This is a genomic window from Bradyrhizobium sp., from assembly GCF_047605465.1.
In the GTDB taxonomy this organism is placed as follows: Bacteria; Pseudomonadota; Alphaproteobacteria; order Rhizobiales; family Xanthobacteraceae; genus Bradyrhizobium.
The window spans coordinates 33,202-51,726 of the sequence record NZ_JASGFS010000047.1; the positions used below are offsets into that span (position 1 = coordinate 33,202).

The 18,525-nt window shown below is 64.3% G+C and carries 20 protein-coding genes; 9 read left to right on the forward strand and 11 right to left on the reverse strand.

The window, feature by feature from the left end:
* Positions 1-2: 2 nt before the first annotated feature.
* From QM712_RS26575 to QM712_RS26610, 8 genes are all read right to left on the reverse strand, one after another.
* The gene (locus tag QM712_RS26575) at positions 3-1,466 is read right to left on the reverse strand and encodes a CpaF family protein (protein WP_415026119.1); all 1,464 of its coding nucleotides are present in this window, start codon (positions 1,464-1,466) and stop codon (positions 3-5) included.
* Between the two features lie 21 nt (positions 1,467-1,487).
* Entirely contained in the window at positions 1,488-2,756 is a 1,269-nt protein-coding gene (locus QM712_RS26580; RefSeq protein ID WP_415026120.1) for an AAA family ATPase, read from the reverse strand.
* On the reverse strand, positions 2,753-3,487 hold the full coding sequence (locus QM712_RS26585; RefSeq protein WP_415026121.1) for a CpaD family pilus assembly protein: 735 nt from the start codon (positions 3,485-3,487) through the stop codon (positions 2,753-2,755). Before QM712_RS26585 ends, QM712_RS26580 begins: the two co-directional genes overlap by 4 nt.
* A gap of 20 nt (positions 3,488-3,507) precedes the next feature.
* Positions 3,508-4,983: a type II and III secretion system protein family protein gene (locus QM712_RS26590; protein WP_415026122.1), complete on the reverse strand. Its 1,476-nt coding sequence runs from the start codon at positions 4,981-4,983 to the stop codon at positions 3,508-3,510.
* A 17-nt stretch (positions 4,984-5,000) separates the two neighbouring features.
* Positions 5,001-5,804: a Flp pilus assembly protein CpaB gene (cpaB, locus tag QM712_RS26595; RefSeq protein WP_415026123.1), complete on the reverse strand. Its 804-nt coding sequence runs from the start codon at positions 5,802-5,804 to the stop codon at positions 5,001-5,003.
* Between the two features lie 127 nt (positions 5,805-5,931).
* Positions 5,932-6,456: an A24 family peptidase gene (locus QM712_RS26600; protein ID WP_415026124.1), complete on the reverse strand. Its 525-nt coding sequence runs from the start codon at positions 6,454-6,456 to the stop codon at positions 5,932-5,934.
* Between the two features lie 113 nt (positions 6,457-6,569).
* Positions 6,570-6,710 (reverse strand): hypothetical protein, encoded by a 141-nt coding sequence (locus tag QM712_RS26605; protein ID WP_415026136.1) that lies wholly within the window; start codon positions 6,708-6,710, stop codon positions 6,570-6,572.
* 74 nt (positions 6,711-6,784) lie between these two features.
* Complete coding sequence (locus tag QM712_RS26610) at positions 6,785-6,949, reverse strand: Flp family type IVb pilin (protein WP_129274995.1); 165 nt, start codon at positions 6,947-6,949, stop codon at positions 6,785-6,787.
* 258 nt (positions 6,950-7,207) lie between these two features.
* Here QM712_RS26610 and QM712_RS26615 point away from each other — a divergent pair, with 258 nt between their 5' ends.
* The 4 genes from QM712_RS26615 (at position 7,208) to QM712_RS26630 (ending at position 10,144) form a co-directional block, all read left to right on the forward strand.
* Positions 7,208-8,035, forward strand: a complete 828-nt coding sequence (locus tag QM712_RS26615; protein ID WP_415026125.1) for a sterol desaturase family protein — start codon at positions 7,208-7,210, stop codon at positions 8,033-8,035.
* A 165-nt stretch (positions 8,036-8,200) separates the two neighbouring features.
* On the forward strand, positions 8,201-8,698 hold the full coding sequence (locus tag QM712_RS26620) for a pilus assembly protein N-terminal domain-containing protein (RefSeq protein ID WP_415026126.1): 498 nt from the start codon (positions 8,201-8,203) through the stop codon (positions 8,696-8,698).
* 218 nt (positions 8,699-8,916) lie between these two features.
* The gene (locus tag QM712_RS26625; RefSeq protein ID WP_415026127.1) at positions 8,917-9,501 is read left to right on the forward strand and encodes a TadE/TadG family type IV pilus assembly protein; all 585 of its coding nucleotides are present in this window, start codon (positions 8,917-8,919) and stop codon (positions 9,499-9,501) included.
* A 25-nt stretch (positions 9,502-9,526) separates the two neighbouring features.
* Entirely contained in the window at positions 9,527-10,144 is a 618-nt protein-coding gene (locus QM712_RS26630; protein ID WP_415026128.1) for a TadE/TadG family type IV pilus assembly protein, read from the forward strand.
* A gap of 118 nt (positions 10,145-10,262) precedes the next feature.
* On the opposite strand, the gene QM712_RS26635 is transcribed toward QM712_RS26630, so the two are convergent.
* From QM712_RS26635 to QM712_RS26645, 3 genes are all read right to left on the reverse strand, one after another.
* Complete coding sequence (locus tag QM712_RS26635) at positions 10,263-10,475, reverse strand: cold-shock protein (protein WP_008131892.1); 213 nt, start codon at positions 10,473-10,475, stop codon at positions 10,263-10,265.
* A 268-nt stretch (positions 10,476-10,743) separates the two neighbouring features.
* Positions 10,744-11,031, reverse strand: a complete 288-nt coding sequence (gene infA, locus QM712_RS26640) for a translation initiation factor IF-1 (RefSeq protein WP_415026129.1) — start codon at positions 11,029-11,031, stop codon at positions 10,744-10,746.
* 24 nt (positions 11,032-11,055) lie between these two features.
* Positions 11,056-12,561, reverse strand: coding sequence for a DEAD/DEAH box helicase (locus QM712_RS26645; RefSeq protein WP_415026130.1), 1,506 nt, complete (start codon positions 12,559-12,561; stop codon positions 11,056-11,058).
* 571 nt (positions 12,562-13,132) lie between these two features.
* Here QM712_RS26645 and urtA point away from each other — a divergent pair.
* The 5 genes from urtA to QM712_RS26670 all read left to right on the forward strand — a co-directional run.
* Positions 13,133-14,380, forward strand: a complete 1,248-nt coding sequence (gene urtA / locus QM712_RS26650; RefSeq protein WP_415026135.1) for an urea ABC transporter substrate-binding protein — start codon at positions 13,133-13,135, stop codon at positions 14,378-14,380.
* Positions 14,381-14,464: 84 nt separating this feature from the next.
* The gene (gene urtB / locus QM712_RS26655; protein ID WP_415026131.1) at positions 14,465-16,072 is read left to right on the forward strand and encodes an urea ABC transporter permease subunit UrtB; all 1,608 of its coding nucleotides are present in this window, start codon (positions 14,465-14,467) and stop codon (positions 16,070-16,072) included.
* Entirely contained in the window at positions 16,069-17,238 is a 1,170-nt protein-coding gene (urtC, locus tag QM712_RS26660; protein WP_415026132.1) for an urea ABC transporter permease subunit UrtC, read from the forward strand. Before urtB ends, urtC begins: the two co-directional genes overlap by 4 nt.
* 5 nt (positions 17,239-17,243) lie before the next feature.
* On the forward strand, positions 17,244-18,005 hold the full coding sequence (urtD, locus tag QM712_RS26665) for an urea ABC transporter ATP-binding protein UrtD (RefSeq protein WP_415026133.1): 762 nt from the start codon (positions 17,244-17,246) through the stop codon (positions 18,003-18,005).
* 3 nt (positions 18,006-18,008) lie between these two features.
* A partial coding sequence (locus QM712_RS26670; protein WP_415026134.1) for an ATP-binding cassette domain-containing protein occupies positions 18,009-18,525 on the forward strand: 517 nt, incomplete at its 3' end.

An 18,525-nucleotide genomic window follows, 5' to 3' on the forward strand; every position in this document is an offset into this window, starting at 1 on the left:
GCTCACGCCTTTGCCGCGACTTCCGCCGCGTCGAGGGCGGCGGCAAGGCGTTTCTCGTCGCCGTAATAGCGGGCGCGCTCCCAGAACTTCGGCCGGCCGATGCCGGTCGAGCGGTGTCGCCCGATGATCTTGCCGTTGGCGTCCTCGCCGACCATGTCGTAGAGGAAGATGTCCTGGGTGATGATGGTGTCACCTTCCATGCCCATCACCTCGGTGATGTGGGTGATGCGGCGCGAACCGTCGCGCAGGCGCGCAGCCTGGACGATGACGTCGATCGAGGCGCAGATCATCTCGCGGATCGTGCGCGAGGGCAGCGAGAAGCCACCCATCGTGATCATGGATTCGCAGCGCGACAGGGCTTCGCGCGGGTTGTTGGCGTGCAGCGTGCCCATCGAGCCGTCGTGGCCGGTGTTCATGGCCTGCAGCAGGTCGAAAGCCTCGGGTCCGCGGACTTCGCCGACGATGATGCGTTCCGGGCGCATACGCAGGCAGTTGCGCACCAGCTCGCGCATGGTGACCTGGCCTTCGCCTTCGATGTTGGGCGGACGGGTTTCCAGCCGCACCACGTGAGGCTGTTGGAGCTGCAGCTCGGCGGCGTCCTCGCAGGTGATCACGCGCTCGTCGTGCTCGATGTAGTTGGTCAGGCAGTTCAGCAGCGTGGTCTTGCCCGAACCGGTGCCGCCCGAGATCAGCACGTTGCAGCGGACGCGGCCGATGATCTGCAAGATCTCCGCGCCTTCAGGCGAGATCGCGCCGAACTTGACGAGCTGATCGAGCGTCAGCTTGTCCTTCTTGAATTTTCGGATGGTGAGCGTCGGGCCGTCGATCGAGAGCGGCTGCACGATGGCGTTGACGCGCGAGCCGTCGGCGAGGCGCGCGTCGCAGATCGGCGAGGATTCGTCGACGCGCCGGCCGACCTGGCTGACGATGCGCTGGCAGATGTTGAGGAGCTGCTGGTTGTCGCGGAAGCGGATTCCGGTCCGCTGAATCTTGCCGCCGACTTCGATGTAGACGGTGTTGGCACCGTTGACCATGATGTCGGCGATGTCGTCGCGCGACAGCAGCGGTTCGAGCGGGCCGTAGCCGAGAACGTCGTTGCAGATGTCGTCGAGCAGTTCTTCCTGCTCGGCGATCGACATCACGATGTTCTTGATCGCGATGATCTCGTTGACGATGTCGCGAATTTCCTCGCGCGCCGATTCGGAATCGAGCTTGGCGAGCTGGGCGAGGTCGATGGCCTCGATCAGCGCGCCGAAGATGGTCGCCTTGACCTCGTAGTAATTGTCCGAGCGGCGCGTCTCCATGGCCGGCGCAGGCCGGGCCGGCGCGATCGGCGGCGAGGTGACGGTCGGTGGGGGCGGGGCGCGCGACACCGTCGGCGCCGGAGCCGGGGCAGGCTCTGGCGACACGGCGCTGGGCTTGGGAGCCCGAAAGTCGGTGTCTGTTCCGCTACGCTTACCGAACACTTAACAACTCCATGCGGCGGCTTATTTTCCCCGCAACTTCTCAATCAGGGGTGAAAGCAAAGACGACTTTTGTTTCTTCGTCTCACTTCGGCCGGTCAGGCGCTGGGCGATCTGAAGGAACATCTCGATCGACCGGTGATTGGCCGAAATCTCCGCGATCATCTGGCCATTGTTGGCCGCCGAGCCGAAAATCTGCGGTTCGAACGGGATCGAGACGACCGGCTGGCTCTCGATCGCCTTGGCGAATTCGGCCGCAGCAATCTCGGGGCGTTTCGGGATACCGACCTGGTTCAGGCAATAGAGCGGCGGACGGTCGTTGGGGCGCGAGGCCTTCAGCAGGTCGAACAGGTTCTTGGTGTTGCGCAGGTTGGCGAGGTCCGGCGCCGCCACGATCAGGATGTCGTCCGCCCCGATCAGGGCCCGCTTGGTCCAGCCCGACCATTGGTGGGGAATGTCCAGCACGATGCAGGGCATGGTCGCGCGCAGGGTGTCGAACACCGCATCGAAGGCGTCGGTGCCGAAATCGTAGACCCGGTCTAGCGTCGCTGGAGCGGCCAGCAGGCTCAGATGGTCCGTGCATTTCGACAGCAGGCGGTCGATGAAGGCGGTATCGACGCGGTCGGGCGAGAACACGGCATCGGCAATGCCCTGGGGCGGATCCTGATTGTAGTCCAGACCGGCGGTGCCGAAGGCGAGGTCGAGATCGGCGACGACCGCGTCCATCGCGAGGTCGCGCGCGATCGCCCAGGCGACGTTGTGGGAGATGGTGGAGGCGCCGACGCCGCCCTTTGCGCCGACCACTGCGATGATGCGGCCGACCGCCTTGGCTTCCGGCGCCGAGAACAGGTTGCAGATCGAGCGCACGACGTCGATCGCGCCGACCGGCGCGAGCACGTAGTCGCTGACGCCGCGGCGGACCAGCTCGCGGTAGAGCATGACGTCGTTGATGCGGCCGATCACGACCACGCGGGTGCCGGCGTCACAGACGGTGGCGAGCTGGTCGAGCCCGTTCAGGAGGTCGTTGCGGCCGTCGCTCTCGAGCACGATCACGTTCGGCGTGGGGGCCGAGCGATAGGCTTCGATCGCGGCCGCCATCCCGCCCATCTGGATCTTCAGATGGGCTTTGCCGAGCCGGCGATCCTCGCCGGCCGATTGCACGGCGGCGGCGGTCTCCACGCTTTCGCAGAAGGCCTGGACCGAGACGCGCGGAGCCGGCGCGATATGCTCCTCGATCGGCGGAAGAGAAGCCTCGGGCTGCGCTTCTGATGTCTGGCGAGCGTAACTGATCATTTGCCGGTGTCGCTGAGTTTGGCCCTGTCGGCCTCGGGGTAGGCGGTCGCCGACGTCGTGCCCTTGCGGTATTTCTCGTAAGCGGTGGTGCGCCGCATCGTATAGGAAGGCGTCTCAGGCCGCGGCTGCTCGAGGTCCGACGGATTGTCGACCATGGCCGCGAGGTTGCGCTGATAGGCGCAGCCGAAATTGTAGTAGGACTTGTTCTCGAACCAGCCCTTGTTCTTGATCGAGGGTCCGAGATCCTCCGGCCACAGTCCGCAGGGGCCCGCGACCGCGGCGATCCTGGAGTAGGTCAGACGGATCGGCGGCAGGAAGCGCTTGTCCTCCGGCTGGTAGGGTCGCTTGATGACGCCACGCGGCGGCACGCCGGCCGCGGCCAGCATCGCCTCGATTTCACGCATCGTATCCGCCACCGGCCGCGCATTGGGCGTGTCGGCCGGCACGTCGATGTGAATGGCGCCGGTACCCTCGCGCATCCAGGTCGAGGCCATGCCCATCACGTCGGCGCGCTGGGCGGCCGTCAGGCCGCCGCGGGCATGGCCGACGAACACGACGATCGAGCGGTTCTGCTCCTCGATCGCGATCGGGTGACGCTGCCTGTAGTCGTCGGGAATGGAGGCGGTCGCCACCTCGTCATGCTGGCAGCCGCCGAGTGCGAGGGCCATACCGACGAGCGCGCCACCGATATAGGCGGCGCGTTTGCGAGTCTGGGGTGGTCGTGTGGTCATAGCGAAGTCCCCGTTCCGCGTTAGTCGGTGATGAAGCCGTAGGTGCCGCGGTAGTTCCGGGCCGGTTCGGTCCGGCCGGGCACGCCGTAGATGCGGTTGATGTTGCCGATCAGCTCGGCCTGCGGGTCCGCGGGCGCGGCGAAGCCGTCGTCCGGACGCGACAGGTCCTTCTGCGCCACCGCGCGCACGACATAGGGCGTCACGATCACGACCAGTTCGGTCTGATTGTTGACGAAGTCGCGGCTGCGGAACAGCGTGCCGAGAACCGGAAGCTGCATCAGGCCCGGCAATCCGCTGATCGCCTGCTTGGTCTGTTCCTGGATCAGGCCGGCCATCGCCATCGCGCCGCCGGAGGGAATTTCCAGCGTGGTTTCCGCGCGGCGGGTCTTGATCGAGGGGACCGTCAAAGAGTTCACGGAGGTCGAGGTGACCGCCTGCGACAGCGTGATCGCGTTGTCGTTGGAGAGCTCGGAGACCTCGGTCATCACGCGCAGGCTGATCTTGCCCTCGGTCAAAACCACAGGCGTGAAGTTGAGCGAGATACCGAACTTCTTGAAGCTGATCTGGGTGGTACAGACATGGGTGGTGGGGTCGCACGCGTAGCCCGCGGGCACCGGGAATTCACCGCCGGCGATGAAGGTCGCCGACTCGCCCGAAATCGCTGTCAGGTTCGGCTCGGCCAGCGTGCGCACCACGCCCGCGGTCTCCATCGCGCGCAGGGTCGCCTGCACCGACGGCGTCGCGCCGAACTTGGTGGTCAGGTTGTTGCCGTCCACCAGGTTGCGGCCATAGGCCGTGAACGGGTTCGAATTGGTGAAGCTCACCACCGAAGTGCCGTAGTTGAGGTTGGCGGAGAGGTCGATGCCGAGCTGTTTGACGATGTTGCGCGCGATCTCGGCGACCGTCACCTTGAGCATGACTTGGTCGCGGCCGCGAACCACGATGGAGTTCAGCACCTTGTCGGCGCCGCCGGCGAGCCGCGAGGCGAGATCGTTGGCCTGCTGGGCCTCGATTGGATTCGCCGCCGTTCCGGTCAGCACGACGCCGTCGCCGAGGCCGTCGATCTGGATGTCGGAATTGGGCAGGATCTGCTTCAGCGCGGCGCGGGCGCCGTTGAGGTCGCGCTTGACCGCGATGTCATAGGCCGCGATCTGCTGACCGGCGGAATCGAAGAACACGATGTTGGTCTGGCCGACCGCGGCGCCGATGATGTAGGCGCGCTGCGCCGAGCGCACCACCGCATTGGCGATCTTGGGGTCGGCGACCAGCACATCCTTGATGTCGCGCGGCAGGTCGACGACGATCGACTTGCCGACGCCGAGCGACAGGACGCGCGCATTCATCTGGCCGTCAGCCGCGACCGGCGCCACGGGGCGGTAGTCGGCGGCGACCACCGGCGTCAGCACCGGGTTGAGCGTCAGCGCCGCCACTGCCGAAAACGACAGGGCGCGGACCACCGCGGTCCGCAGCTTCGCCGGATTGCTCCTGCATGTCATTTCGCAAGTCCCCATCGTCACTTCTGTGCCGCCATCTGGCTTGGAATGCCGTAGCGAATGATCGAAACGCTCTCGCCGCGGCGGCGCGCGGGCTCGTCCGGCGTGGTGTCCTTGGCGTTGGCGTCGACGATACTGCGCAGCGCCAGCGACAGGGTGCCGCTCTGGCGCGCACGAGCCAGCGTCTCGGTCTGCTCGGGCTTCAATTCGAGTGTCACCGTCTTGCCGACGACGGCGTTCTGGCCGTCCTTCTCCCTCGGCGCCTGGTCGATCGCCAGCACGCGGATGTTGGAGAGGATCACCTCGGCCTGGACGATGTCCGTGGCCGTGTTGCCGCGATCCGGATTCTTGTCGCGCCGGGTGAGCAGAACGTCGACACGGTCGTTGGGCAGGATGAAGCCGCCGGCGCCGGTCTCGGGCGAGATTTCGGTGGAAACGGCGCGCATGCCGCTCGGCAGGATCGCGGCCATGAAACCTGACCCTTCACCCTTGACCAGCTTCTGGTCGCGGATGGGTTCGCCCTGAATGAAGGGAGAGCGCGCGATCGAGCCGGTGACCTGGGTCGCGCCCTCGGGACGATCGCTGCGGCGGATGAAGGTGGCGCTGGCGGTCGCGGCCGGCCAAGTCTGCCACTGCACGTCTTCCGGCTTCAAGGTCTGGCCGAGGCCGATGTCAGACTTGGCCACCAGGACGTCGACGGTTGGAAGCTGCGCGACCGGAGCCGCAGGCGGCGGCGCCGAATTGTCCGAGCCGCTTGCCAGGTACGCGGCGATGCCGCCGGCGCAGATCGCGACCGTCAGGACGACAATGCGTGCCCTATTCATACGCTTCACTTTCCAACAAACGCCGCGACGCTGCCGCCGCCGTAATCGGCAGTTGACCAGCTATTCGTCAAAGCATGGTTAATGAGGCGTATCTAAATCGCCTTAACGCCGGGTTTACCGGTCGCGTTCAGCGCAATGCGAGGTGAGCGAGATCGATCGCTTTCACCCACTCGGTCTCCGGGTAGACCATCAGTGCGCTCAGCGCGAGCGCGATGCCGTAGGGAATGCCGGTCTCCTTGGCGTGCAGGCGTGCAAGCCAGGCCTGGCCAGCGAGACCGTAAGGCAGCGGCCATTGCCGGAACTGGAGCAGGAGCAGGGTCAGCGCTCCGCCGAACAGCGAGGCGTAGAGCAGGAAGTTCATCAGGGGCGCGAAGCCGAACCAGAGCGCGACGGAAGCCGCAACCTTGGCATCGCCGCCGCCGACCCAGCCCATCGCGAAGCAGGCAAAGGCGACGACCAGCACGAGCGCGCCTGCGCCGACATGGGTCAGCATGTCGTAGGGAACCATGCCGCCGGCAATGGCGAGCACGAAGAAGCCCGCGACCAGCACCAGCGAGACGCGGTTCGAGATGGTCATCGTGAAGAGATCGCTCGCGGCAGCGAACGCCATCAGGGCCGGGAACAGCAGAAGGCGCGCAAGGTCGAGGATCATGGGCTGCGTCTTTGAGGCCGTGGATCTGTGGCGGGATCGGAGCGTCGCCGCATGCTAGCCGGCAGTGCTAAACAAACCGACAACGTCGGCAGGGCCGGTCGGACCGGGCGCGCTCACCAGATGGCGGCAATGCGTGCGGCGAGCACGATCATCGCAAGCAGCAGCGCCATGCAGACCCAGTAGGCGGGAGCGTCGGCTCGCGCCGGTTCCACCTGGTTCGCCGCGACCGCGGCATCGGTTCTGTACTTACGCAACGCCACTGGAACCCGCCGTGCCCGAAAAGCAAAGGCCCCGGAGATCCGGGGCTTTTGCCGCTGTCGTCGGTCGCTTACTTCAGCGACGTGCTGATCGAGCCGAACTTGGTGTTCAGCGTGCTGCCGAGATTGTTGACGACGGTGATGATGGCCAGCGCGATGCCGGCGGCGATCAGACCGTATTCGATGGCAGTGGCGCCGGATTCATCCTTCGCGAAACGCGCAATCAGGTTCTTCATGAACAAACTCCCTCTGGGGTGAAATCGCCAAGATCGGCGCTGTCCTCGACGTCATGACCATGAGTGTCGAGCTCTTTCGGTTGAGTTAAATCGCTTAGGGAAAGCCCGGCGTTCCCCGATGCTTTTGCCCAGAGTGAATTTCATCTTAAGGCGATCATCGCAATTCGCTGCAGTTCCGAACACGCCGCCGACTTCACCCTCCCTTAAATTTCACGGAGTAGGCGTAGGGGAGACCGGAACTTCGAAAGAGAGACGATGATGTCGAGCCTGCCCATGCAAGTCGCCCTGATGCTCGGCGAGACCATCGAGAAGATCGTCCCCATCACCTTCGGGCTCGCCGTCGTCTTCACCGTGCTCGAGCATTTCTGGGCCTGCAATCCCGGCGAGCCGTGGTGGCGCAAGCGGGAGATCCTCACCGACATCTGCTATTGGTTCTTCGTCCCGGTGTTTGCCCGCACCATGCGGATCGGACTGTTGATCGTCGGCGCCGGCGTCGTCTTCAACATCCACGATGCGGACGACCTCATCGCCTTCTACGACAACGGCCACGGCCCGCTGTCGCAGCTGCCGCTGTGGGCGCAGGCCGTGCTGTTCCTGGTCATGTCCGATTTCATGCTGTACTGGCTGCACCGGCTGTTCCACGGCGGTGGATTCTGGAAGTACCACGCCATCCATCATTCCTCTGAAGAGCTGGGATGGATCTCCGCGGCGCGCTTTCACCCCGTCAATCTGGTGCTCGGCACCATCGGCGTCGACGTCTTGCTGCTGATGGCCGGCATTTCCCCGAACGTCATGATCTGGGTCGGCCCGTTCACCACCTTCCATTCGGCCTTCGTGCACGCCAACCTGAACTGGACCTTCGGGCCTTTCAGATACGTGCTGGCGACGCCGGTCTTCCATCGCTGGCACCACACTGCGCTCGAGCAGGGCGGTGACACCAATTTTGCCGGCACGTTTCCGATCTGGGACGTGCTGTTCGGTACCTTCCGCATGCCGGCCGGCGAACTGCCGCAGGAATACGGCAAGGACGAAGCCACCATGCCCAAGGAGATCGCGGGCCAGCTCGCCTACCCGTTCCGGCGCTAGCGCCGGCCCCGTGTCGCTCCGGGGACGTAAAATCGGCCGTCCGTTCAAACAATACGCGGCGAATTTGCGGAACGTTCACGAATTGAGGGCAGGTTAGCCAAGTCGGGCGCCGGCTCCGCTTTCTGAATCGTTTCTGCCGGTTTGTGACGTCCCGGGGGTAAGAGTATGCGTAAAGAATTGCTGCGCCGCCATGCGCGCGTCTGTCTTCTGGTTGCGGCCGCGGCGCTGGTTTCGCCGGCGGCGGGCCTTGCCGAGTCCACCGCAGATACCATCGCCGTCAATGTCGATCAGGCCAAGCTGGTCCGGTTGCCCGGCAAAGTCGCGACCATCGTGGTCGGCAATCCTCTGATCGCCGATGTCACGCTCCAGCCGGGCGGAATGATCGTCGTGACCGGCAAGGGTTACGGCGCCACCAACTTCATCGCGCTCGATCGCGGCGGCGAGATCCTGATCGACCGTCAGATCCAGGTCGAAGGTCCGAGCGACCGGCTCGTCACGGTCTATCGCGGGATCGAGCGAGAGTCCTACAGCTGCATGCCGATCTGCCAGCGCCGTGTGACCCTCGGCGACAGCGACAACTACTTCAACAACACGATGAGCCAGGCCGGTTCGTTGAGCAGCAACGCCAGCGGCAACGCCGGCACGGCCGCGAAGACCAATTAGCCGAATGGTCCGGCAGGATTGCCGCGCGGGACCGTCTGGTTCCGCGCAGGCGCTCTTGCGCGCAGAAGGAACTCCATCGATTTGCGCCACGGGCCTGCGTGGTTAAGGCGCCGTTAACGGTGCGGGCCGCCGGGTGCGGATCGCCTGAAACACTTAAACAATCAGTTTCCGCTATCGAACGGGGGCACATGATCGCCGCCGCTGGGGAATGTTACCCGATGCCATCGCCCGCACCTTCGAGGTTCACGCTGCGGACCGCGCTCCGCAGGTTTCGCGGCAGCCGACGCGGCTCCGCGGCGGTCGAGTTCGCGCTGGTCGCGCCGATCTTCTTCGCGCTGCTGTTCGCCATCATCGAGACGGCGATCATGTTCTTCGCGAGCCAGGTGCTCGAGACCATCACGCAGAATTCCGCGCGCGTCGTTCTGACCGGCCAGGCGCAATCGGGCTCGGTGACGGCCTGCCAGGTGTCGGGCGTGAGCGCGCCCTGCACGCAGGGAACGTTCAAGACCTATGTCTGCAGCCAGATCCCGGCGCTGTTCGACTGCAACAGCCTCTATGTCGACGTCCAGAGCTATTCCAGCTCCTTCGCATCGGTGACGCTCAACAGCCACATCACGTCGTCCGGCACGTTCGACACCAGCGGGATGCAATACAATCCCGGAACTGCCGGCCAGGTCGTCGTGGTCCGGCTGTTCTACCAGTGGCCGCTGTTCGTCACCGGGCTCGGCTACAACATCACGAACGTCACCGGCAGCAAGCGTCTTCTTGTCGGGACGGCCGCATTCCAGAACGAACCGTACTAGCAATCCGTTGGACCTGAGCAGAACGATGCAGGCAATTGCGAAAATCTTGCGGCGTAGCCGGACTCACCTCTGCGGGTTTGCCGCCGACAGCAGGGCGCTCGCTGCGACGGAATTCGCGGTGATCGTGCCGTTGATGCTCGTGATGTTCTTCGGCACCGTCGAGCTCTCGTCTGCGGTCGCGATCGATCGCAAGGTCACCCTGATCGCACGCACCCTGTCCGACCTGACCTCGCAGTCGTCGGGCACCGTGACCGATGCCAACCTGCAGAATACGTTCACGGCAAGCATCTCGATCATGACGCCCTACGACGCTTCTCTCGTGAACGCCACGATCACCGAGATCTATGTCGACGCCAACAAGGTCGCGACGGTGCAGTGGAGCAAGGCCGCGACCATCGCGAGCGGCGCGTCGCAGGCCACGCTGACGACCTCGGGCCGGAAAGCCGGCGACAAGGTCACGACGATGGTCCCGTCGGCGCTTCTGGTCGCCTCGACCTATCTCATCCTGAGCGAGGTCAACTATCTCTACACGCCGTCGGTCGGCTACGTGCTGAAGTCGGGAGTGACGCTCAGCGACTCCTCCTACACGCGGCCGCGCCAGGTGACCTGCGTCGCCTACAACAGCGTGCCTGCGTCGTGCTGAATCGCGCATTGCGATGATCGAAGCCGCACGTCGGCTGCAGTCATGAAAAAAGGCCGTGCGTCATGCACGGCCTTTTGCTTTGGCGGTCTGCTCGATCCGGGCCGAGGGCCCGGGTCGTTTAGCCGGCGGAGCGAAGGTTGTCCGCAGCCGACTTGCCGGAACGGCGATCGGCCACGATCTCGTAGGAGAGCTTCTGGCCTTCGCGCAGCGTGCCGAGACCGGCACGTTCCACGGCGCTGATGTGAACGAAGACGTCCTGGCCGCCATCGTCGGGCTGGATGAAGCCGAAGCCCTTGGTCGCGTTAAACCACTTCACGGTTCCCATGCTCACGGGGGTAGTCCCTTCTCAGATAACACAATGTCAGAGCCCGCTTGCGCAGGCAGGTTAGATCGAATTTTGGAAGGGTCGTCAGCGTGTCTGAACCGGCTGTACCGGTGGATGCTAATGTCGTCCGGCCGAAAATCGATTAATTCATTTTATTGGAAATGGGCCTTCGAAACAATCCTGACGTGCACGTTTTTTTGATCCGCCGTGAGGTCCACGGCGGATCAGCATACAGGCCGGAATTTTAGTTCCGCGGGTATGCGGGTTGGTCCGACTAGCGGCGGCGGAATTGACCGCCGCGCTGCGCACCACGCGGCGGGCCACCGGCCGTGCTCGGACGTTCGTCCTTGTGACGGAAAATCAGCCGGCCCTTCTCCAGGTCGTAGGGCGACATCTCCACCGTCACGCGGTCACCCGCCAGCGTCTTGATGCGGTTCTTCTTCATCTTGCCGGCGGTGTAGGCAACGATCTCATGCCCGGCGTCGAGCTGCACACGGTAGCGCGCGTCGGGGAGGATTTCGGTGACCAGTCCTTCGAACTGGATCAGCTCTTCCTTAGCCATGAATTTCTCCAGGTCGATGGTCGGCTAATTTGAATATGGGTTGCGGTTCGGTCGGCCGTTGGGGCGACTCTCGCGGCGCAAAAAGGCAACGCCTTGTATCCCATCAGGCTTGCCCGCGCCATGCGCTGGACGCTGTTCCGAACGATCAGTTGGTGAAGAATTCATCTTTGCACCGGGCCGACGACGGCGACGAGAACCTTTCGACGCCTTCTGGCCTTCACCAAACCGCCCTTCGGCGTGCCGGCCGTCGGCCTGACGTCCCTCGCCCTGGCGTCCGTCGCCATGCCGTGCGCCTTGCGGACGCTGGCCCGGCCGACCCGATCGATGCTGCGACGCAGCAGGAGACTTGGCGGGCTTGGTGTTGGTGGCCTCGCGGCCGGCGTCCGTGCGTTGATCCTCTCGCGGAAGCGCGACCCGGATCAGCCGCTCGATGTCGCGGAGATAGCTGAGCTCCTCGCCGCCTGCGACCAGCGAGATCGCGGTGCCGTCGGCGCCGGCGCGCGCGGTGCGGCCGATGCGATGGACGTAGGTCTCGGGCACGTTGGGCAGGTCGAAATTGATGACGTGGCTGATGCCGTCGACGTCGATGCCGCGCGCGGCGATGTCGGTGGCGACCAGGGTGCGGATCTCACCCGAGCGGAATTGGGCAAGCGTCCGTTCGCGGTGGTTCTGCGACTTGTTGCCGTGGATCGCGTTGGCGGCGATGCCGGCCCGCTCGAGCGTCTTCACTACCTTGTCGGCACCATGCTTGGTGCGGGTGAAAACCAGTGCGCGGTTGATGGTCTCGTCCTTCAGGAGCTTGGTCAGGAAGGCCGGCTTGGCGGAGAAGTCGACCTGGATGATGCGCTGGTTGATACGCTCCGCGGTCGAGGACACCGGGGTGACCGCAACGCGGGCCGGATCGCGCAGCATCGCGTCGGCGAGTTCTGCGATGTCCTTCGGCATGGTGGCCGAAAAGAACAGCGTCTGGCGCTTGATCGGCAGCTTGGCGACGATCTTGCGGATGTCGTTGATGAAGCCCATGTCGAGCATGCGGTCGGCCTCGTCGAGCACGAGGAATTCGACGCTGGAGAGCTTCAGTCCGTTGCTCTGCACGAGGTCGAGCAGGCGGCCGGGAGTGGCCACCAGGACATCGACGCCCTGCATCAGCGCGCGGACCTGGCGCCCCATCGGGACGCCGCCGATGGCGAGCGTCGACGACAGGCGGATGTGCCGGCCATAGGCGTTGAAGCTGTCGAGGATCTGCCCCGACAGTTCGCGGGTCGGCGAGAGCACCAGCACGCGAGCGGTCTTGGGCTGCGGCTTGATGCGGTTCTCGAGCAGACGATGCAGGATCGGCAGCGCGAAAGACGCGGTCTTGCCGGTGCCGGTCTGGGCGATGCCGACGACGTCGCGGCCGGTCAATGCCAGCGGGATCGTCTGCGCCTGGATGGGGGTTGGGGTGACGTAGTTCTCTTCGCGAAGAGCGCGCGCGATGGGTTCGGCGAGGCCGAAATCCTGAAACGAAGTCAAAAGATGGGTTCTTTCCATGTCAAAAGCGGGCGCCCGGCGCCGTCGGCGGGGCACGCGCAAAAGGGTGTCGAGAAGACACCTGCGTGTTTGGGGTGTCGGATGGCTTGATGGAGTGGGGCAAGCCAGAGGCCCGTAAGGGCTTAAGAACACGCGGCTCGCTACGACCTCTGATTCTCAGGAGGTCTCGCCCTTCATATGGAACATCGGCGGGGCGCTTTCAAGGCAAGATCCCCCTGGCTCGCCGTTGCGGTGCAAAAATAGTTATGCCGGAAATTTAGACACGGGCGCCATTTTGCTTAAAAAATAACCTGCATGCCGCATTGGCATACATTTCTTTAGCCCAAGTTTTGAGCAGCTAGATGGCGTCGAAATTCCTGTTCTTGTCGGATTGTACAGCAAAGACAATGCGTTAAGTCGTGCCCAATCCATGGCACGGTTCTTGCGATTCCCTTAAGCGCAGGCGGCCGTGGGGCCGTTTCGCAGCGTTTACACGTCTGCGTCAGGGAGATGACACCTCATGCTTAATTCCACTCACGATATAGCGGCTCCATTTAGCCGCCGCCGCGTGCTCGCGGCGACTGCCGGACTGATGCTCGGTCTGGCTTCATTGACCGGCGCAAAGGCCGCCGACGACACCATCAAGGTCGGCGTTCTCCATTCTCTCTCCGGCACCATGGCCATCAGCGAGACCACGCTGAAGGACACCATCCTCTTCCTGATCGACGAGCAGAACAAGAAGGGCGGCGTGCTCGGCAAGAAGCTCGAGGCCGTCGTCGTCGACCCCGCTTCGAACTGGCCGCTGTTCGCCGAGAAGGCGCGCGAGCTGATCACAAAGGACAAGGTCGCGGTCGTGTTCGGCTGCTGGACCTCGGTGTCGCGCAAGTCGGTGCTGCCGGTCTTCAAGGAGCTGAACAACATCCTGTTCTATCCGGTGCAGTACGAAGGCGAGGAGAGCGAGCGCAACGTGTTCTACACGGGTGCGGCGCCGAACCAGCAGGCGATCCCCGCCGTCGACTACCTGATGAAGGAAGAAAAGGTGAAGCGCTGGGTGCTGGCGGGCACCGACTACGTCTATCCGCGCACCACCAACAAGATCCTGGAAGCCTATCTGAAGTCCAAGGGCGTCGCCCAGGACGACATCATGATCAACTACACGCCGTTCGGTCACTCCGACTGGCAGACGATCGTGGCCGACATCAAGAAGTTCGGCTCGGCCGGCAAGAAGACCGCCGTGGTCTCGACCATCAACGGCGACGCCAACGTTCCCTTCTACAAGGAGCTCGGCAACCAGGGCATCAAGGCGAAGGACATCCCGGTGGTCGCGTTCTCGGTGGGTGAGGAAGAGCTCGCCGGCATCGACACCAAGCCGCTCGTCGGCCATCTCGCCGCCTGGAACTACTTCGAGTCCATCAAGACTCCCGCGAACGAGAAGTTCATCAAGGAGTGGCAGGCCTACACCAAGAATCCGAAGCGCGTGACCAACGATCCGATGGAAGCGCACTACATCGGGTTCAACATGTGGGTGAAGGCGGTCGAGAAGGCCAAGTCGACCGATCCGGACAAGGTGATCGATGCGCTTCCCGGCATCGAGGCGCCGAACCTGACCGGTGGCATGTCGAAGATGCTGCCGAACCACCACATCACCAAGCCGGTGTTCATCGGCGAGATCAAGGGCAACGGCCAGTTCGACGTGGTCTGGAAAACGCCGGGTCTCGTGGCTGGCGACGCCTGGTCGAAGGAGCTCGACGGCTCCAAGGACCTGGTCGGCGACTGGGTCGACAAGAAGTGCGGCAACTACAACGTCAAGACCAACAAGTGCCTCGGCTCCGGCTCCTGATCCGGACCTGACCGACGAATGCGCGACCGGAGAAGGCGGCGATCCCGCCGCCTTCTCCACTCATTTCTGCCGGGGTCGATCACAGTGCCAGCCAATTTGTCCGCCCGTCTTCGTTCGCTTGCGCTCTCGTTGCTCCTGATCGCGTTCGCGCTGCCGGCCTTCGCCGGCCCGTTCGAGGATGCGGTCGCCAAGTTCGCCAACGACGATTTTTCCGACACCGAGGAAGCCATCGGCGTGGTCGCCGGCAGCGGTAGTCCGCTGGCGTTTCCGATCATCAGCGCGCTCCAGGACGGCCGCCTGATGGCCGATCCGGACAGCAAGAAGGTCTATGTCACCGGCACCGACGGCAAGTCGATCGACGCCGTGACCGGTCAGCCCGTCGCCAGCGTTCCCGATAGCGCCAGCGCCGTCCGCCTCAACAACCGCCTGCGCCGCAGCGTCGACGCCGCGCTCGGCAGCCTGACATTGCAGTCGCCGGATCTGGCGACGCGCCTGCAGGCCGCGCAGTCCGTGTTCAAGTCGCATGAGGAGACCGCGCTCGATGCCGTCGAGGCTGCGCTCGCGAAGGAAACCAACAAATCGGTGAAAGCCGCGCTGGGTGACGCGCGCGCCGCGATCCTGCTTTTCAAGTCCGACGCCACCGAGGTGCAGAAGCTGGAGGCGGTCGCCACCATCAAGGCGCGCGGCGATCAGGACGCGCTCGCGCTTCTCACCGGCATGGGCGACCAGCCGGCATCGGTGACCAAGGCGGCCGCGAGCGCGATCGGCTCGATCCAGAGCTCGCTGGCGGTCTGGTCCATGGTGCAGAATGCCTGGTACGGCCTCTCGCTCGGATCGGTGCTGCTGCTTGCCGCGATCGGCCTCGCCATCACCTTCGGCGTGATGGGCGTCATCAACATGGCCCATGGCGAGATGGTGATGATCGGCGCCTACACCACCTTCGTGGTGCAGGAGGTGATCCGCACGCGCTTCCCCGGCCTGTTCGACTATTCGCTGCTGATCGCCGTGCCGCTCGCCTTTGTCGTGGCCGGCGCGATCGGCGTCCTGATCGAGCGCAGCATCATCCGCTTCCTCTACGGCCGACCGCTCGAAACCCTGCTTGCGACCTGGGGCCTCTCGCTCGTGCTGCAGCAGGCGGTGCGCACCATGTTCGGCCCGACCAACCGCGAGGTCGGCAATCCTTCCTGGATGAGCGGCGCGTTCGATCTCGGCCAGATCACCATCACCTACAACCGGCTCTGGATCCTCTGCTTCACGCTCGCCGTGTTCGCGATCCTGCTCGCGATGCTGCGCTACACGGCGCTCGGGCTGGAGATGCGCGCGGTGACGCAAAACCGCCGCATGGCGGCCTCGATGGGCATTGCGACCTCGCGCGTCGACGCGCTGACCTTCGGTCTCGGCTCCGGCATCGCCGGCATCGCCGGCGTCGCGCTGTCGCAGATCGACAATGTCAGTCCCAATCTCGGCCAGAGCTACATCATCGACAGCTTCATGGTCGTCGTGTTCGGCGGCGTCGGAAATCTCTGGGGCACGCTGGTCGGCGCCTTCACGCTCGGCATCGCCAACAAGTTCCTGGAGCCCGTCGCCGGCGCCGTGCTCGGCAAGATCGCCATTCTGGTGCTGATCATCCTGTTCATCCAGAAGCGGCCGCGCGGCCTGTTCGCGCTCAAGGGACGGGCGGTGGAAGCATGACGCCGCATATGCTGACGCGATCGCTGGACCGTGGTGCGGCGATCTTCCTGCTGGTCGTCGCCGGGCTGGGCGTGCTGATCCCGCTGTCAAACCTGTTGTTGCCGGCCGGTTCGTTCTTCCAGGTGCCGACCTACCTCGTCGCGCTCTGGGGCAAATATGTCTGCTACGCCATCCTGGCGCTGTCGATCGACCTGATCTGGGGCTATTGCGGCATTCTCTCGCTCGGCCACGGCGCGTTCTTCGCGCTCGGCGGCTACGCGATGGGGATGTACCTGATGCGGCAGATCGGCGCTCGCGGTGTCTACGGCAACCCGATCCTCCCCGATTTCATGGTGTTCCTGAACTATCCGAAGCTGCCATGGTACTGGTACGGCTTCGACATGTTCTGGTTCGCCGCGCTGATGGTGCTGGTAGTGCCGGGCCTGCTGGCGTTCTGCTTCGGCTGGCTCGCCTTCCGCTCGCGCGTCACCGGCGTCTATCTGTCGATCATCACGCAGGCGATGACCTATGCGCTGCTGCTCGCCTTCTTCCGCAATGATTTCGGCTTCGGCGGCAACAACGGCCTGACCGATTTCAAGGACATTCTCGGCTTCAACGTGCAGGCCGAAGGGACGCGGGCCGCCTTGTTCGCGCTGAGCTGTCTCGGGCTGATCGTCAGCTTCCTGATCTGCCGCGCCGTCGTCTCGTCCAAGCTCGGCAAGGTGCTGATCGCGATCCGCGATGCGGAATCGCGCAGCCGCTTCCTCGGCTACCGCGTCGAATCCTACAAGCTGTTCGTCTTCACGCTCTCGGCCTGCATGGCCGGGGTTGCAGGCGCGCTCTATGTGCCGCAGGTCGGCATCATCAATCCGTCGGAATTCGCGCCGGGCAATTCCATTGAGGCGGTGATCTGGGTCGCCGTCGGCGGGCGAGGTACGCTGATCGGGGCCGCGCTCGGCGCCGTCGTGGTCAACTACGCCAAGACGCTCTTCACCTCGGGCATGCTGGCACCGTACTGGCTGTTCATGCTGGGCGCGTTGTTTATCCTGGTGACGCTGCTGCTGCCCAAGGGCATCGTCGGCACCTTCAACTCGTGGTGGGAAGCGTCGAAGGAAAAACAGCCCGCCGAGGCCGTCGCGAGTGCCGCGGCCGAGGACGGCATCACCGAACCGAAGATGGCGGAGTAGGCGTCATGAACGTCATGGATACCCGCGCAACCTCCGCAATGCTCTATCTCGACGGCGTGCACGTCTCCTTCGACGGTTTTCATGCCATCAACAATCTGTCGCTGACGCTCGCGCCGGGCGAGATGCGCGCGATCATCGGCCCGAATGGTGCCGGCAAGACCACGATGATGGACATCATCACCGGCAAGACCAAGCCCGACGAGGGCGTGGTGCTGTTCGACGGCGTCACCGACCTGACGCGGCTGGACGAGACCCGCATCGCCGAGCTCGGCATCGGCCGCAAGTTCCAGAAGCCGACCGTGTTCGAGAGCCAGAGCGTGCAGGACAATCTGCTGCTCGCGCTCAATGTCGATCACAGCGTCAAGGGCACGCTGTTCTGGCGCGGCAGCCGGGCGGAGTCCGAGCGCATCGACAAGGTGCTGGAGACCATCCGCCTCACCGAGGCGCGCAACCGCCTGGCCGGCAGTCTCAGCCACGGCCAGAAGCAGTGGCTCGAGATCGGCATGCTGCTGGCCCAGGATCCGAAGCTCCTGCTGGTCGACGAGCCCGTCGCGGGAATGACGGATGTCGAGACCCACCTCACCGCCGAGTTGCTCAAGGAGATCAACAAGACCCACACCGTCATGGTGGTCGAGCACGACATGACTTTCGTGCGCGAGCTCGGCGTCAAGGTCACCTGCCTGCACGAAGGCACCGTGCTGGCGGAGGGGACCATCGACCAGGTCTCGTCCAACGAGCGGGTCATCGAAGTCTATCTGGGACGCTGAGCGATGCTTGAAGTCAAGGACATCAACCTGTTCTACGGCGCCGCCCAAGCGCTGCGCGGCGTCTCGATTGCGGCGGAGCCGGGCAAGGTGACATGTGTGCTCGGGCGCAACGGCGTCGGCAAGACCTCGCTGCTGCGCGCCATGGTCGGCCAATATCCGATCTCCTCCGGCGCGATCATGTTCGACGGCAGCGATATCTCCGCGCTGAGGCCGTATGAGCGGGCGCGCAAGGGCATCGGCTTCGTGCCGCAGGGCCGCGAGATATTTCCGCTGCTGACGGTCGAGGAAAACCTCAAGACCGGCTTCGGTCCGCTCAAGCGCGAGGACCGCAACATTCCGGACGACGTGTTTTCCCTGTTCCCGGTGCTGCAATCCATGCTCGGCCGGCGCGGAGGCGACCTCTCCGGCGGTCAGCAGCAGCAGCTCGCGATCGGTCGCGCGCTGGTGATGCGGCCAAAGCTGCTCCTGCTCGACGAGCCGACCGAGGGCATCCAGCCCTCGATCATCAAGGACATCGGCC